General features: G+C 71.6%; 11 protein-coding genes. 6 read left to right on the forward strand and 5 right to left on the reverse strand.

The features are described 5' to 3' along the window. From ACZ607_RS30935 to ACZ607_RS30945, 3 genes are all read left to right on the forward strand, one after another. The coding region (locus ACZ607_RS30935) for an SUKH-4 family immunity protein (RefSeq protein WP_469740201.1) at positions 1 to 1,202 on the forward strand (1,202 nt) is incomplete at its 5' end. Between the two features lie 248 nt (positions 1,203 to 1,450). Next, positions 1,451 to 2,350, forward strand: a complete 900-nt coding sequence (locus tag ACZ607_RS30940) for a cellulose-binding protein (protein ID WP_469740203.1) — start codon at positions 1,451 to 1,453, stop codon at positions 2,348 to 2,350. Between the two features lie 191 nt (positions 2,351 to 2,541). After that, positions 2,542 to 3,999, forward strand: a complete 1,458-nt coding sequence (locus ACZ607_RS30945) for an MFS transporter (protein ID WP_469740206.1) — start codon at positions 2,542 to 2,544, stop codon at positions 3,997 to 3,999. Positions 4,000 to 4,069: 70 nt separating this feature from the next. On the opposite strand, the gene ACZ607_RS30950 is transcribed toward ACZ607_RS30945, so the two are convergent. The 3 genes from ACZ607_RS30950 to ACZ607_RS30960 all read right to left on the reverse strand — a co-directional run bounded on the left by ACZ607_RS30950 (position 4,070) and on the right by ACZ607_RS30960 (position 7,935). Continuing rightward, positions 4,070 to 5,647 (reverse strand): sodium/solute symporter, encoded by a 1,578-nt coding sequence (locus ACZ607_RS30950; protein ID WP_469740452.1) that lies wholly within the window; start codon positions 5,645 to 5,647, stop codon positions 4,070 to 4,072. A gap of 26 nt (positions 5,648 to 5,673) precedes the next feature. After that, entirely contained in the window at positions 5,674 to 6,174 is a 501-nt protein-coding gene (locus tag ACZ607_RS30955) for a DUF485 domain-containing protein (RefSeq protein ID WP_469740210.1), read from the reverse strand. A gap of 144 nt (positions 6,175 to 6,318) precedes the next feature. Continuing rightward, a complete protein-coding gene (locus ACZ607_RS30960) occupies positions 6,319 to 7,935 on the reverse strand; it encodes an MFS transporter (RefSeq protein ID WP_469740212.1) in 1,617 nt (538 codons plus the stop codon). A 362-nt stretch (positions 7,936 to 8,297) separates the two neighbouring features. On the opposite strand from ACZ607_RS30960, the gene ACZ607_RS30965 reads away from it, so the two are divergent. Beyond that, the gene (locus ACZ607_RS30965; protein WP_469740215.1) at positions 8,298 to 9,086 is read left to right on the forward strand and encodes an ABC transporter ATP-binding protein; all 789 of its coding nucleotides are present in this window, start codon (positions 8,298 to 8,300) and stop codon (positions 9,084 to 9,086) included. Next, positions 9,083 to 11,662, forward strand: a complete 2,580-nt coding sequence (locus tag ACZ607_RS30970) for an ABC transporter permease (RefSeq protein WP_469740217.1) — start codon at positions 9,083 to 9,085, stop codon at positions 11,660 to 11,662. The genes ACZ607_RS30965 and ACZ607_RS30970 overlap by 4 nt, the downstream gene beginning before the upstream one ends. A gap of 83 nt (positions 11,663 to 11,745) precedes the next feature. On the opposite strand, the gene ACZ607_RS30975 is transcribed toward ACZ607_RS30970, so the two are convergent. Then, on the reverse strand, positions 11,746 to 12,120 hold the full coding sequence (locus ACZ607_RS30975; RefSeq protein ID WP_469740220.1) for a type II toxin-antitoxin system VapC family toxin: 375 nt from the start codon (positions 12,118 to 12,120) through the stop codon (positions 11,746 to 11,748). Next, entirely contained in the window at positions 12,120 to 12,362 is a 243-nt protein-coding gene (locus ACZ607_RS30980; protein WP_401521862.1) for a type II toxin-antitoxin system Phd/YefM family antitoxin, read from the reverse strand. Before ACZ607_RS30980 ends, ACZ607_RS30975 begins: the two co-directional genes overlap by 1 nt. A 199-nt stretch (positions 12,363 to 12,561) precedes the next feature. Here ACZ607_RS30980 and mfd point away from each other — a divergent pair, with 199 nt between their 5' ends. Beyond that, positions 12,562 to 16,092 carry a transcription-repair coupling factor gene (gene mfd / locus ACZ607_RS30985; RefSeq protein ID WP_469740222.1) on the forward strand — a complete coding sequence of 1,177 codons (3,531 nt, stop codon included), beginning with the start codon at positions 12,562 to 12,564 and terminating at the stop codon, positions 16,090 to 16,092. The last annotated feature ends 9 nt before the right edge of the window (positions 16,093 to 16,101 follow it).

Below are 16,101 nucleotides of genomic sequence, written 5' to 3' on the forward strand. Positions count from 1 at the left end.
CGCCTCCCGGTCCGCCTGGTCCGCCTGGTCCGCCTGGTCCTCCTGGTGCGACGCCGCCTCCGGGTGGTGGGGTGCACCATGCCGCGACGATGTTCGCGGACGCGAGTATCGGTGGCCCGAACGCGCCGCGTCCTCCGGGTCCGCCCGGTCCGCCGGCGCCGCCCGGCCCGCCTCCGGGTGCGACGCCGCCTCCCGGGGCGTACGGCTATCCGCAGCAGCCGGCGGGGCAGCCGACGGTCGGTCCCGGGTATCAGGCCGTGCTGCGTTTCCGTGCGGCGGACGGCAGTGAGCAGCAGCTGATCCGGCGTTCGGCGCCGGGTACGCCGCATCCGGAGTGGCAGATGCTGCATGAGCTGCGGGGGATGAACGTGCCGCCGCAGCAGGTGATCGAGCTGCACACGGAGCTGGAGTCGTGTGAGCTGCCGGGTGGTTACTGCGCGCGGATGATCCGGGAGACGTGGCCGCAGGTCCGGATCACGAGCGTCGCTCCGTACGGGACGGATCACGCGAGCCGGCAGCAGGGCATGCAGCATCTGCTGACGCATCAGGGTGAGTTGCACCAGGTGGCGGACGGTCCGGCGCGGCCGGCTCCGGTGCGGGCGCCGTTGCCGCAGATGCCGCCTGCCATGGCGGTGCCTCCGGAGGCGCTGGCGGAGGAGATGCTGGGGGCGTTCGGTCCTCAGGGTGTGCTGCGCTTCGACCAGCGGGCGGTGTCCCGTCAGGGTGTGCCCGAGGTGGTGGCGCGGACGCTGATGTGGGCGGGTCTTCCCGTTGATTTCGGGCCGTTCTTCTGGGCGCAGCCGGGTCATCCGGTGGTGCCGACGCTGGCGGAGCTGGCGGCGCAGCGTCAGGTGCAGCCGGCGTCGGACGCGGGTTCGTACCTGGTGATGGGTTCGGACTTCGGCCGGGCGATCTGTGTGCAGTACGGGACGGCGAACATCGTGGCCGTTCCGGTGGAGGCGGGTCCTGGTGGTCAGCCGGTTCCGCCGCAGTTCGTGAACACGGGGCTGCCCGAGTTCGTACGGTCGATGGCGTTGCTGGGCCGGATGTGGCGGCTGCGGTTCGGGTTGAACCCGGAGCAGGCGGGCCGTTGGACGGTCGATTTCCAGGCGCAGTTGGTGGCGATCGATCCGGCGGCGCTGGCGTCGCCGGAGGGCTGGTGGTCGGTGCTGCTGGAGCAGATGTGGGACGGGTTGCTGTGACCCGGTGACCCGGTGACCCGGTGATCCGGTGATCCGGCCCGATCATCCGGCCCGATCGGATCTGACGTGTTGTGTATGAAAGGCGCTCGTCCCGTGATGGGGCGGGCGCCTTTTGTGTGGGCTTCTGTGATACGGGTCGCTTCGGTCCTGAATGCAGCTGATCGATTCCGACTTCCGGGCCAATTACCGCATCCTTGACGTATTGCTTCATGGTCGTGGGGTCGGAGAGCGGAAAGAGGGCTTCAGGGATGAGTGGTGGACCGGTGTCCGCGCACGGTTTCGTCGGTGTACGGGGGCGTGGTTACCGTCCTGAGCAGGTGGACCGCACGGTGGCCGCGCTGTCGGCGGAGCGGGACGGGGCGCTGGAGCGGCTCTCGGTGCTGACGGCGCGGGCCGAAGAGCTGGCGGCGGAGTCCGCGCGGCTGGACGAGGTGGTGGCCTCGCTCCCGCCGCAGACGTATCAGTCGCTGGGGGAGCGGGCGCGGCAGATCCTGGCTCTGGCGGAGGCCGAGGCGGAGGCGGCGCGGGGTGCGGCGCTGGAGGAGGCCCAGGCGCTGCGGGACGCGGCGGACGCGGCGGGCCGGGAGCTCCGTGAGGAGGCGCGCGCGCAGGCGGGGGCGGTGCGGGCGGCCGCGGACGCCCGTGCGGAGGAGACGCTGACCGTGGCGCGGGACGGTGCCGGGGCGCTGGTGGAGGAGGCGCGCCAGGAGGCCGGTGAGGTGCGGGGGGCCGCCGATGCGGAGATGGCCGAGACCCGTCGGCGTACGGCGGGTGTGCTGGCTCATCAGGAGCAGGAGCACACGGAGCGGGGCAAGGCGGCGGACGGTGCGATCGCCGGCGCCGAGGCCGCGACGGCCGAGCGTGAGGCGGAGCTGGCGGCGCGCGGGGAGGAGGTGCTCGCGGCGGCGCGGCGGGAGCTCTCGGAGGCGGAGGAGGCGGCCCGGCACGGTCAGGAGGACGCGGAGGCGCGGGCGGCCGAGCTGCTGTCGGGGGCGCGGATGGCGGAGGAGCGTGTGGCGCGGGAGACCGAGCGGATCCTGCGGGAGCACGAGGAGGGCCGCGAGGAGGTGCAGGCGCACATGGCGCACGTACGCAGTTCGCTGGCGGCGCTGACGGGGCGCGCGGTGTCGGGTTCCGTCGGGGACTGAGGGGCGGCGGCCTCGCGTCGGGCGGGCGTCGGGAAGGCACTCGAAGGGGCCTTCCCGACGCCCGTTTTCGTCACGTCGGCCACGCCATGAGATGTGTACTGGGCATATAACGTGTATGACACATTGGACGTGTACGATGCACATCCTTGGCGCGGAGAGCGCGCCGCCGACCCCCTAGGAGTCCCACGCTCATGGATGCCCACCGGCCGACAGCCAGATCAGGCGGTGTGATCGCCACGCTCGCCTTTGCCGGCACCGTGGCGGCGATCATGCAGACCCTGGTCACCCCGCTGATCGCGGAGCTGCCGAAGCTCCTCGACACCACGTCCTCGAACGCCGCCTGGGTGATCACGGCGACTCTGCTGGTCTCGGCGGTGTGCGTGCCGGTCTCCGGGCGGCTGGGCGACCTGCTGGGCAAGCGCCGGATGCTGCTCGTCTGCGCCGTTCCGCTGTTCCTCGGGTCGGTCGTGTGCGCGCTCGCGACCTCCGTCGTCCCCATGATCGTCGGACGTGGTCTCCAGGGGATGGGCATGGGCATGGTGCCGCTCGGCATCGCCCTGCTGCGTGACGTGGTGCCGAAGGAGAAGATGAGCTCCTCCATCGCCCTGGTCAGCGCCTCCCTCGGCATCGGCGGCGCCCTCGGCCTGCCGATCGCCTCGGCGGTCGCCCAGTACGCGAACTGGCGGGTGCTGTTCTGGGGTTCGGCCGTGCTGGCCCTCATCATCTTCGCCCTGATCTGGTTCCTGATCCCGGACGTCCCGGCCGGCGCCAAGGGGCAGCGCTTCGACGTGCCCGGTGCCCTCGGTCTGGCGGTCGGCCTGGTCTGCCTGCTCCTGGCCGTCTCCAAGGGCGCCGAGTGGGGCTGGGCCTCCACGACGACGCTCGGCCTGTTCGCCGCCTCCGTCGTGGTGCTGCTCCTCTGGGGCCTCTGGGAGCTGCGGACCAAGGACCCGCTGGTCGACCTGCGCACCACGGCCCGTCCGCGCGTCCTCATCACCAACGTCGCGTCGCTCTTCGTCGGCTTCGGCATGTACGCCGGCATGCTGATCGCGCCGCAGCTCCTGCAGTTCCCCGAGGCCACCGGATACGGCCTGGGCCAGTCGATGCTCGCCGCCGGCCTGTGGATGGCGCCCGGCGGCCTCATGATGATGATCGTCTCCCCGCTCGGCGGGAAGCTGATCGACGCCAGGGGCCCGAAGTTCACGCTGGTCTCCGGTGTGCTGGTCATCGCCGCCGCCTACGGGATCGGGATCCTCCTGATGGGGTCGGCCTGGGGCCTGATGCTGTTCCTCATGATCAGCAGCAGCGGTGTCGGTCTCGCCTACGGTGCGATCCCCGCCCTGATCATGAGCTCGGTGCCGCTGTCGGAGACGGCCGCCGCCAACGGGTTCAACACGCTCATGCGCTCGCTCGGCACCTCGATCGGCGCCGCCGTGATCGGGGCGCTCCTCGCCCAGATGACCACGGAGACGGCCGGCTACAGCTTCACCTCCGAGGCCGGGTTCCGTACGGGCCTGATGTTCGGCTGCGGTGTCGCCCTCGTCGCCGCGGCCATCGCGGCCCTCATCCCGGCCGTGCGCCGTGCCGCCGGCGCCGACGGGACGGCCGACCCGGCCGCCTCGCCCGAGGTGGCCGCGCTCAAGGGCTGACCCCGGTTCACCCCCGTACGCCGACGGGCCCGGCCCCGACCCCTGTGCGGGGGCCGGGGCCGGGCCCGTCTCATCTCCGTCCCGCCGGTGGGGCTCCCGCGAGGATCCAGGGTTCGACGGCCTCGTACTGGCGGCGCTGTCCCGACGCGTCCGCGTCCCGCCCGCACACGGTTCCCAGCCACCCGGCCAGGAAGCCGAAGGGGATGGAGACGAGCCCCGTCGTGGTGAGCGGGAACCAGTTGAAGTCGCGGTGGGGGAAGACCGAACCGGGGGAGCCGGAGACGAGGTTGGTGCCGGTGATCAGCACGAACACACAGGCGGTGCCGCCGAGGAGCGTGCAGAGCAGCCCGGTCCGGGTGAAGCGGCGCCAGAACATGCTGTAGACGAGCGCCGGGGCGATGGCGGACGCCCCGACGCAGAAGGACAGGGCCACCAGCGCCTGGACGTTCCAGTGCCGGGCGAGGACGGCGAGGGTGACGGCGAGCGCCCCGACGCCGATCGCCGCGCCCTGCGCCGTCGCCATCTCGGTACGGGGTTCCAGGGGCCGGCCGTTCCGCCGGCCGTGGGCGAACAGGTCGTGGGCGAGCGAGTTGGCGCAGGCCAGGATCATTCCGGCGACCGAGGCCAGCAGGGTCAGGAAGATCGCCGTGGTCATGGTGGTGACGACGAGCGCCCCCGCCTCGCCGGCGCCCGCGACGGCTCCGGTGACCTGGAGGACGGCGCTGTTGCCCTGGGCCCCCGCGGCGGTGATGCGTTCGCCCCCGACGAGCGCGGCGGCCCCGAAGCCGATGACGGCGAGCAGGAGGCAGAGGCAGACGACGATGCCGACGGCCCAGGACAGGGAGCGGCGGACCGCCCGGGCGTCGCGGACGCTGGTCATCCGCATGGTGATGTGGGGCAGGCAGGCGGCGCCGAGCACGACGGTCAGTTCGGAGCTGATCATGTCGAGCTCGCTGCCGCCGAACTGGAGGCCGGAGCGCAGGTAGGCGGCGCCCGCGCCGCTTCCGGTCCCGGCGGCGCGCAGCAGGGTGCCGGTGTCCCAGCCGAAGCGGTCGAGGACGAGTACGGAGACGAGGAGCCCCGCGCCGAGGAGGACGACGGTCTTCACGATCTGGATCAGGGCGGTGCCCTTCATGCCGCCGATGGCCGCGTAACCGATCATGACGGCGCCGAGGGCGATGATGGATCCGGTGCGGAATCCGGAGCTGTCGAAGCCGAGGACGAAGGCGAGCAGATCGCCGCTGCCGGCGAGCTGGACGACCATCAGCGGCAGCAGCGCGGCGAGGGTGACGGTGCAGGAGGCGATGCGGGCGGCCCGGCCGGGGGCCCGCCGGGTGAGCATGTCGCCCATGGTGAACCGGCCCGCGTTGCGCAGGGGTTCGGCGAGCAGGAACATCAGCAGGACCAGCGAGAGCACCGTACTGAGGGCCAGTACGAGGCCGTCGTGGCCGGTGAGGGCGATGACCCCGGTGGTGCCGAGGGCCGTGGCGGCGGAGAGGTAGTCACCGGCGATGGCGAGGCCGCCCCGCAGCGGGGTGAGCGCGCGGTAGCCGGTGTAGAAGGCGTCGAGGTCGTCGCGGTCGGGCCCGGTCATCACGCAGAGCAGCAGGGTGAGGCTGGCGACGGCGATGAACGCGGTCAGGGACATCGACCGGGCGGACTCGTCGAACCCGTTCACCGGCCGGCCCCCGTCCTGCGGTCGCCCGCCGGCGCGGGTCCGCCCGTGTGGTGCCGGCGGGCGGCCCGGTCGCGGAGGCCGGCGCTGAGCGGGTCGACGGTGCGGCGGGCGGTCCACTCGTACACCGCGATCGAGACGAGTGCGACGGGCAGTTGGCACAGGCCCAGCAGGAGGCCGGTGGTGAGCCCGCCGTCGCCCACGGGACGGGTCATCAGGGCGGGCGCGTAGCCGGACAGCAGCAGGAACAGGGTGAAGTAGCCGAGTGCGGTGAGGGTCGGGACGCGGCGCAGCAGGCGGTAGGCGGTGCGCAGCCGTCGCAGGTCGCTGTGGTGCCCCGGTGCGGGAGCGGGGTTCGGTGCGGGCGCGCGGCGGGGGCGTGGCGGCGGGCAGCTCTGCCAGGGCATGAGGTAGTCGCCGGGGTACGGGGGCGGGGCCGGGCGGTGGATGTGCGGGGGCGGCCCGGTCGGGGGTGGGGGTGGCTGCGAGTCGTGCGGCATGGCGGTGCTCCCTGCATGGCTCGGGCCCGGGGACGGGCTGCAAGGCAGGTGCGCGGATGCGCTGGTGGGAGCGCGTACGTTACTCGCGGGTATCGCGGAGGGGGAGGGTTAGGGGCGAACTACCCCAGGTAACACGCCAGTTGTCTAGTCCTTCGGTGCCCGGGGAGCGCTCTCGTGCTCGTCCAGGACCGGGAAGCGGCGCGGGGCCACGAGGACGAGCACCAGCAGGGCGAGGACGGCGGCGACCGCGGCACCGGTGAACACGTGGTCCACGGCGGTGTCGACGGCCCGCCGCAGATAGTCCGTCGCGGCGGCGGACAGCGCCCCGGCGTCGTCGAGCGCGTGCGAGACGGCGTCCAGGTCGCCGGGCAGCCCCGGGACGGGGGAGGCGGCCAGCCGGGAGGCGAGGACGCCGTTGGCGACGGCTCCGAAGAGCGCGGCGCCCACGCTCTGGCCGACCTGGCGGCAGAAGAGCACGGACGCGGTCGTCGTGCCCCGCTCGGTCCAGCCGACCGTCGACTGGACCCCGATGATCAGCGGGAGCTGGAAGAGGCCGAGCGTCGCGCCGAGCAGCAGCATGAGCAGGGCGGGCTGCCAGGCGGCGCCGGGGTAGGGCAGCAGCGGGAAGCAGAGCAGGACCAGCAGCGCCCCGGACATCCCGGTGATCGCGGTGCGGCGGAAGCCGATGCGGTTGTAGACCCGGTCGGAGAGGGCGGCGGCGACCGGCCAGCTCAAGGTCATCACGGACAGGACGAACCCGGCGGCGATCGGGCCGAGTCCGAGGACGGACTGGGCGTAGGTCGGCAGGAAGACGGTCGGGGCGACCATGAGCAGCCCCATCGCGCCGAGGGCGAGGTTGACCGAGGCGATGGTGCGCCGCCGCCAGACCCAGCCGGGGATGACGGGTTCGGCGGCGCGGCGCTCGATGACGACGGTCAGGACGGCCGAGGCGGCGGTCGCGCCCAGCAGTCCGAGCGAGGGGGCCGAGAGCCACGGCCAGGCGACACCGCCCTGGACGAGCGCGGTCAGCAGCAGCGCGCCGGTGGCGAAGACCGCGAGGGCGCCCGCCCAGTCGATGCGGGGACGGACGGCGGGGCGCGGCCGGGCGGGTTCGTGGAGGTGACGGACCACCAGCCAGAGGGCGACGGCGCCGACCGGCAGATTGATCAGGAAGATCCAGCGCCAGTCCGCGTACGCGGCGAGCAGTCCGCCGGCCGCGGGTCCCGCCACGGCCGAAGTGGCCCAGACCGTCGACAGTTTCGCCTGGATCTTCGGCCGTTCCTTCAGCGGGTACAGGTCGGCTGCGATGGTCTGCACGGTGCCCTGGAGGGCGCCGCCGCCGAGCCCCTGGACGACCCGGAAGGCGATGAGGGCGGCCATGTTCCAGGCGACGGCGCAGAGCAGGGACCCGGCCAGGAAGAGGATGATGCCCGCGATCAGGACCGGCTTGCGGCCGAAGGTGTCGGAGAGCTTTCCGTACACCGGCAGGGTGACGGTCACCGCGAGCAGATAGCCGGAGAAGAGCCAGGAGAAGACGGAGAACCCGCCGAGGTCGCCGACGATCTGCGGGACGGCGGTCGCCACGATCGTGCCGTCGATGGCGGCGAGCCCCATGCCGAGCATGAGAGCCGCGGCGACCGGGCGGCGCCCCCGGTCGGTGCCCGGTGCCGTGTCCGGGGCGGTCTTCCCGCGTACCGCTTCGGGGCTGTCCGTACCGCCGGTGCCGTCCGTGCCGCCCACAGGGTTCCCTTCCCTATGCATCTATTTCCCGGGTGACACTGTCTCACCGCCGGTGGGCGCACGGGAGTCGTGGGCCGAGGAGTGAGATCCCCTACTCAGGTCCCGCCCCGGGGGCCCCGACCCCTAGGGGGAGCACCGTGACGGGGCCCGGGGGCCGTTCCTCCCGCCGGAGGACGAGACGCGGGACCCCGGTTCCTTAACGTGTTCCTACATCGCGGACACACCGTGGAACGCACCGCGGATGCGGCCGGCCGCAGGGAGCGGGGTGGGGGAAACCCCCCTCGAAGACTGCGCCGGGCACCAGCGCGCCGGAACCCCTCTTCACCCGAGACTCGGAACGTACACAGAGACGTCCGCGCATCGACCGACATAGGAGAAAAACCGTGACAACGGCTGTGACCATTCCCAGGCACGGGGACACTGGAGGGCGTACGGCCGTCGCCGCGCGAGCGCGGCAGGTCGTCAAGGCGTACGGCGCGGGGGAGACCCGGGTCGTGGCGCTCGACCATGTCGATGTGGACATCGTCCGCGGGCAGTTCACGGCGATCATGGGCCCCTCCGGGTCCGGCAAGTCGACGCTGATGCACTGCCTGGCGGGTCTGGACACCGTGACCTCCGGTCGGATCCACCTCGCCGACACCGAGATCACGGGTCTCAAGGACAAGAAGCTGACGCAGCTGCGCCGGGACCGGATCGGCTTCATCTTCCAGGCGTTCAACCTGCTCCCCACCCTCAACGCCCTCGAGAACATCACGCTGCCCATGGACATCGCGGGCCGTAGGCCCGACGCGGCCTGGCTGCGGCAGGTCGTGGAGACCGTCGGTCTCGCCGAGCGGCTCAAGCACCGGCCCACCCAGCTCTCCGGCGGTCAGCAGCAGCGCGTCGCCGTCGCCCGGGCGCTCGCCGCCCGCCCCGAGATCATCTTCGGCGACGAGCCCACCGGGAACCTGGACTCCCGGGCCGGCGCCGAGGTGCTGTCCTTCCTGCGCAGGTCGGTCGACGAGCTCGGCCAGACCATCGTCATGGTCACCCACGACCCGGTGGCCGCCTCCTACGCGGACCGCGTCCTCTACCTCGCCGACGGGTCCCTCGTCGACGAGATGAGGAACCCCACGGCCGAGCAGGTCCTGGACCGGATGAAGGACTTCGACGCGCGCGGGCGGACGTCATGACCGTCTGGAAGACCTCGATGCGCAACTTCCTCGCGCACAAGGGACGGATGGCGCTCTCCGCCGTCGCCGTCCTCCTGTCGGTGGCGTTCGTCTGCGGCACGCTCGTCTTCACCGACACCATGAACACCACCTTCGACAAGCTCTTCGCGGCGACGTCCGCCGACGTGACCGTCAGCCCGAGGACGGCCGAGGTCACCGACGTCCCGGAGAACGGCAGGCCCGAGTCGCTGCCCGCCTCCGTCGTCACCGAGGTCGCCGGCGTGGACGGGGTGAAGAAGGCCGAGGGCGCGGTCAGCAGCATGGCCGTCACGCTCGTCGACAGCCACAACAAGAACCTCGGCTCCGACACCGGCGCCCCGACCATCGCGGGCAACTGGACCGACAACGACCTGCGGTCCATGGAGATCACCTCCGGCCACGCCCCGCGTGGGCCCACCGAGGCCATGATCGACGCCGACACCGCGGAGAAGCACCACCTGAAGATCGGCGACGAGGTACGCACCATCGCCGTCACCGGTGACATCAAGGCGAAGATCAGCGGCATCGCCTCGTTCACCGTGACCAACCCCGGTGCGGCCGTCGTCTACCTCGACACCGCCACCGCGCAGCAGAAGCTGCTGGGCGCGCCCGACGTCTTCACGCACATCTCGGTCACCGCCGAAGCGGGTGTCGGGGACACCGAGCTGAAGAAGGACGTCGCCGCCGCGCTGGGTGACACGGCCGCGTACAAGCTGCAGACCCAGAAGGAGGCCGCGGACGCCAACAAGGACTCCATGGGCTCCTTCCTGGACGTCATGAAGTACGCGATGCTCGGCTTCGCCGGGATCGCCTTCCTCGTCGGCATCTTCCTGATCGTCAACACCTTCTCGATGCTGGTCGCACAGCGCACCCGCGAGATCGGCCTCATGCGGGCCATCGGCTCCAGCCGCAAGCAGGTCAACCGTTCGGTGCTCGTCGAGGCGGTGCTCCTGGGCATCGTCGGATCGGTCCTGGGCGTCGCCTCCGGCATCGGTCTCGCCGTCGGGCTGATGAAGCTCATGGGCGCGGTCGGCATGGAGCTGTCCACCAAGGACCTCACCATCGCCTGGACGACCCCGGTGATCGGGCTGGCGCTCGGCATCGTCGTCACCGTCCTCGCCGCGTACGTCCCGGCCCGCCGGGCCGGCAAGGTCTCCCCGATGGCCGCCCTGCGGGACGCCGGGACCCCGGCCGACGCGAAGTCCGGCTGGGTCAGGGCCGGGATCGGCCTGGTCCTCACCGGGGCCGGCGCCGCCGGTCTGTGGGCGGCGACCCGGGTGGACGAGGCGAGCGAGGGCTCGCTCTACCTCGGCCTCGGGGTGGTCCTCACCCTCATCGGCTTCATCGTGATCGGCCCGCTGCTCGCCGGCGCGGTCGTCCGGGTCCTCGGCATCGTCGTCCTCAGGCTGTTCGGCCCGGTCGGACGGCTCGCGGAGCGCAACGCCCTGCGCAACCCCCGGCGTACGGGGGCGACAGGCGCGGCCCTGATGATCGGCCTGGCCCTGGTGGCGTGCCTGTCGGTCGTCGGCTCGTCCATGGTCGCCTCGGCCACCGACGAGCTCGACAAGTCGGTCGGCACGGACTTCATCGTCCAGTCGAACACCGGCCAGCTGATCGTGCCGCAGGCCGCCGACGCCATCGGGAAGGTGCCCGGCATCGAGCACGTCACCCACTACAAGGTGCTGGCCGCGAAGCTCACCAACCCCGACGGTTCGACGGCGGACGAGCACGTCACCGCCGCCGACCCGACGTACCCGCAGGACCTGCGGCGCGAGACCGTCGCCGGTGACCTGGAGAAGGCGTACGGCGCGGACTCCATGTCGGTCGGCTCGGACTACGCGGACCTGCACGGCATCGAGGTCGGCGACGAGCTCACCGTCGCCTTCAAGGCCGGCGACACCGCGAAGCTGAAGATCGCCGCGATCACCTCGGACGACACGAGCGTCGACCAGGGCGCGATGTACATCAACACCTCCACGGCCGAGCGTTTCGTCGCCGCCGACCGGATGCCCGGAAACATGATCATGTTCGCCGCGGCGGAGGACGGCAAGGAGAAGGAGGCCTACGCCGCCCTCAAGAGCTCGCTCGCCGCGTACCCGCAGTACAAGGTGCAGAACCAGGCCGACTTCAAGGAGGACCTGAAGGACCAGATCGGCCAGCTGCTGAACATCGTGTACGGCCTGCTCGCCCTCGCGATCATCGTCGCGGTGCTCGGTGTGGTGAACACGCTGGCCCTCTCGGTGGTCGAGCGGACCCGCGAGATCGGCCTGATGCGGGCGATCGGCCTCTCCCGCCGCCAGCTGCGCCGCATGATCCGGCTGGAGTCCGTGGTCATCGCCCTGTTCGGCGCGCTGCTCGGACTCGGCCTGGGCATGGGCTGGGGGACCTCCGCCCAGAAGCTGCTGGCCCTGGAGGGGCTCGGTGTCCTGGAGATCCCGTGGCCGACGATCCTCACCGTGTTCGTCGCCTCGGCCTTCGTCGGACTGTTCGCCGCCCTGGTCCCGGCCTTCCGGGCGGGCCGGATGAACGTCCTGAACGCGATCGCCACGGACGGGTGACGGAGCCCGCCGTAGGATGACCGAACCGGCCCCGGGGTGTTCCTCCAAACACCCCGGGGCCGGTTCGCGTCCCGCCGCCCTCGTCAGGCGTGCATGACCGGCACGTCGTACTGGGGGATCCACTTGTCGCGGGTGACGATCGTCAGCCCTTCGGTCTGGGCCTGGGCGACGAGGATGCGGTCGAAGGGGTCATGGTGGAGCGGGGGGAGACGGCCGGCCCTGACCCCGTGCCCCGCGGTGATCGCGAGGCTTGTCAGCTGGCAGTCGCGGACCCGCTCGGCCAGGTCATCGGGTCCCGCGAGCTTCCCGGCGGACTGCTTGATGGCGATTTCCCAGGGAGTGGCGGCGCTGAGGAACACGGCGGGCTCCGTGTCGATCAGGTCCTTCACCTCCTCGGAAAGCTCGGAGGAGTCCTCGAGCCACCAGAGGGCGATATGGGTATCGAGCAGAAGACGCATCAGCGCATCCCGAAGGCTTCGGCGATGTCGTCCGGGAGTTCATCGAAGTCGTCGGGGATGTGAATCTGTCCCCGGAGCGAGCCGCGACCGGTCCGTCGCACCTTCGGGTGCAGGGGCACGACCTTGGCGACGGGCTCCCCCGCCCGGCTGATCACGACTTCCTCGCCCGTCTCGACCTGTTGCAGGATCCGGGAGAAGTGGGTCTTCGCCTCGTGCACGTTGTACTGCCGGGCTGCTTCCATGACCGCCTCGCTCGGGCCAGAAGTGGACTAGCTACCGGACTAACGCTAGCCCCCCTGCCGCCGTACGGACAACGGCGTTCCCTCGCGCGAGTGACACACCGGCGTCGTACGCTGGAGCCCCCGGCCCGTTCCACGTGTCGGGCCCTTCGCGTTGCTCACGCGTCACAGTCGCTCACTCGCCACACCGGACGGAACCTTCATGAGCCTGCACGGTCTGCTGGATGTCGTCGTCACCGACCCGGCGCTCTCCGAAGCGGTGAAGGCCGCCTCCGACGGCCACCGGGCCCATGTCGACCTGGTCGGCCCGCCCGCCGCGCGCCCCTTCGCCGTGGCCGCGCTGGCCCGGGACGCCGGGCGTACGGTGCTGGCCGTCACCGCGACCGGCCGGGAGGCCGAGGACCTGGCGGCGGCGCTGCGGACCCTGCTGCCGCCGGACACCGTGGCGGAGTTCCCCTCCTGGGAGACCCTGCCCCACGAGCGGCTCTCGCCGCGCTCGGACACCGTGGGCCGCCGTCTCGCCGTGCTCCGCAGGCTTGCGCACCCCCGGCCGGACGACCCGGAGACCGGCCCGGTCAGCGTCGTCGTCGCCCCGGTGCGCTCCGTGCTCCAGCCGCAGGTCAAGGGGCTCGGCGACCTGGAGCCCGTCGCCCTGAGCAGCGGGCAGACCGCGGATCTGGGTGAGGTCGTGGACGCGCTCGCCGCAGCGGCGTACGCCCGGGTCGAGCTGGTCGAGAAGCGCGGCGAGTTCGCCGTGCGCGGCGGCATCCTGGACGTCTTCCCGCCGACCGAGGAACACCCCCTGCGGGTGGAGTTCTGGGGCGACGACGTCGAGGAGATCCGCTACTTCAAGATCGCCGACCAGCGGTCCCTGGAGGTCGCCGAGCACGGCCTGTGGGCCCCGCCCTGCCGTGAGCTGCTGCTCACCGAGGAGGTGCGCACCCGGGCCGCGGCCCTCGCCGAGGCCCACCCGGAGCTCGGTGAACTGCTGGGGAAGATCGCCGAGGGGATCGCCGTCGAGGGCATGGAGTCCCTCGCCCCGGTGCTCGTCGACGAGATGGAGCTGCTGCTCGACGTCCTGCCGAAGGGCTCGATGACGCTGGTCTGCGACCCGGAGCGGGTGCGGACGAGGGCCGCCGACCTCGTCGCGACGAGCCAGGAGTTCCTCCAGGCGTCCTGGGCGGCCACGGCCGGCGGCGGCGAGGCCCCGATCGATGTCGGCGCGGCCTCTCTGTGGGGCATCGCGGACGTCCGGGACCGGGCGCGTGAGCTGGGCATGATGTGGTGGTCCACCTCCCCGTTCGCCGCCGACGAGGAGCTCGACGGGGACTCCCTGAAGCTCGGGATGCACGCCCCGGAGACGTACCGGGGCGACACCGCCCGGGCCCTCGCCGACACCAAGGGGTGGCTCGCCGAGGGCTGGCGCACGGTGTACGTCACCGAGGGCCAGGGCCCCGCCTCCCGTACGGTCGAGGTGCTCGGCGGCGAGGGCATCCCGGCCCGCCTCGACCAGGACCTGGGCGAGATCACGCCGTCGCTGGTCCACGTCTCCTGCGGCGCGATCGGCAACGGCTTCGTCGACCCGGCCCTGAAGCTGGCCGTGCTGACCGAGACGGACCTGACCGGGCAGCGCACCGCCAGCAAGGACCTGGGGCGGATGCCGGCCCGCCGCCGTAAGTCCATCGACCCGCTGACCCTCCAGGCGAACGACTACATCGTCCACGAGCAGCACGGCGTCGGCCGCTACATCGAGATGGTGCAGCGCACCGTGCAGGGCGCGACCCGCGAGTACCTCCTCGTCGAGTACGCCCCCGCCAAGCGCGGCCAGCCCGGGGACCGCCTCTACATCCCCACCGACCAGCTGGAGCAGGTCACCAAGTACGTCGGCGGCGAGGCCCCGACCCTGCACCGGCTCGGCGGCGCCGACTGGACGAAGACGAAGCAGCGGGCCAAGAAGGCCGTCAAGGAGATCGCCGCCGACCTGATCAAGCTGTACTCGGCGCGGATGGCGGCCCCCGGCCACGCCTTCGCCCCCGACACCCCGTGGCAGCGGGAGCTGGAGGACGCCTTCCCGTACGCGGAGACGCCCGACCAGCTGTCCACGATCGCCGAGGTCAAGGAGGACATGGAGAAGTCCGTCCCGATGGACCGGCTGATCTGCGGCGACGTCGGGTACGGCAAGACGGAGATCGCGGTGCGGGCCGCCTTCAAGGCCGTCCAGGACGGCAAGCAGGTCGCCGTCCTGGTGCCCACGACGCTCCTCGTCCAGCAGCACTTCGGCACCTTCACCGAGCGGTACGCGCAGTTCCCCGTCAACGTACGGGCGCTGAGCCGCTTCCAGTCGGACACCGAGTCGAAGGCGACGCTGGAGGGGCTGAAGGACGGGTCCGTGGACCTGGTCATCGGCACGCACCGGCTGTTCTCGTCGGAGACGAAGTTCAAGGACCTGGGCCTGGTCATCGTCGACGAGGAGCAGCGCTTCGGCGTCGAGCACAAGGAGCAGCTGAAGAAGCTGCGCGCCAACGTGGACGTGCTCACGATGTCGGCGACGCCCATCCCCCGTACGCTCGAAATGGCGGTGACGGGCATCCGCGAGATGTCGACGATCACGACGCCCCCCGAGGAGCGGCACCCCGTCCTCACCTTCGTCGGGCCGTACGAGGAGAAGCAGATCGGCGCGGCGGTGCGGCGTGAACTCCTGCGTGAGGGCCAGGTGTTCTACATCCACAACCGGGTCGAGTCCATCGACCGGGCGGCGGCGCGGCTGCGGGAGATCGTGCCCGAGGCGCGCATCGCGACGGCGCACGGACAGATGGGCGAGAGCCAGCTGGAGCAGGTCGTCGTCGACTTCTGGGAGAAGCGGTTCGACGTGCTGGTCTCCACGACGATCGTCGAGTCCGGCATCGACATCTCCAACGCGAACACGCTGATCGTGGAGCGCGGCGACAACTTCGGTCTCTCCCAGCTCCACCAGCTGCGCGGCCGGGTGGGCCGTGGCCGGGACCGCGGTTACTCCTACTTCCTGTATCCGCCGGAGAAGCCGCTGACCGAGACCGCGCACGAGCGGCTGGCGACGATCGCCCAGCACACCGAGATGGGTGCGGGCATGTACGTGGCGATGAAGGACCTGGAGATCCGCGGAGCGGGAAATCTGCTCGGCGGCGAGCAGTCCGGTCATATCGCGGGGGTCGGCTTCGACCTGTACATCCGGATGGTCGGCGAGGCGGTCGCCGACTACCGGGCGGCGGTGGACGGCGGGGTCGAGGAGGAGCCGCCGCTGGAGGTCAAGATCGAGCTCCCGGTCGACGCGCACGTCCCGCACGACTACGCCCCGGGGGAGCGGCTGCGCCTCCAGGCGTACCGCTCGATCGCCTCCGCGAACTCGGAGGAGGACATCAGGGCGGTGCGCGAGGAGCTCACCGACCGGTACGGCAAGCTGCCCGAGCCGGTGGAGAACCTGCTGCTGGTGGCGGGGCTGCGGATGCTGGCCCGGGCCTGCGGGGTGGGCGAGATCGTGCTCCAGGGACCGAACATCCGCTTCGCGCCGGTGGAGTTGAGGGAGTCGCAGGAGCTGCGGCTGAAGCGGCTGCACCCGAAGACGATCTTCAAGCCGGCCACGCGTCAGATCCTGGTGCCACGGCCGACGGCGGGACGGATCGGCGGGAAGCCGGTCGTGGGGCGCGAACTGCTCTCGTGGACCGGTGAGTTCCTCACGACGATCCTGGGGTCGTAGGGCGGGGCG

The organism is Streptomyces sp. NPDC104381 (assembly GCF_055583745.1).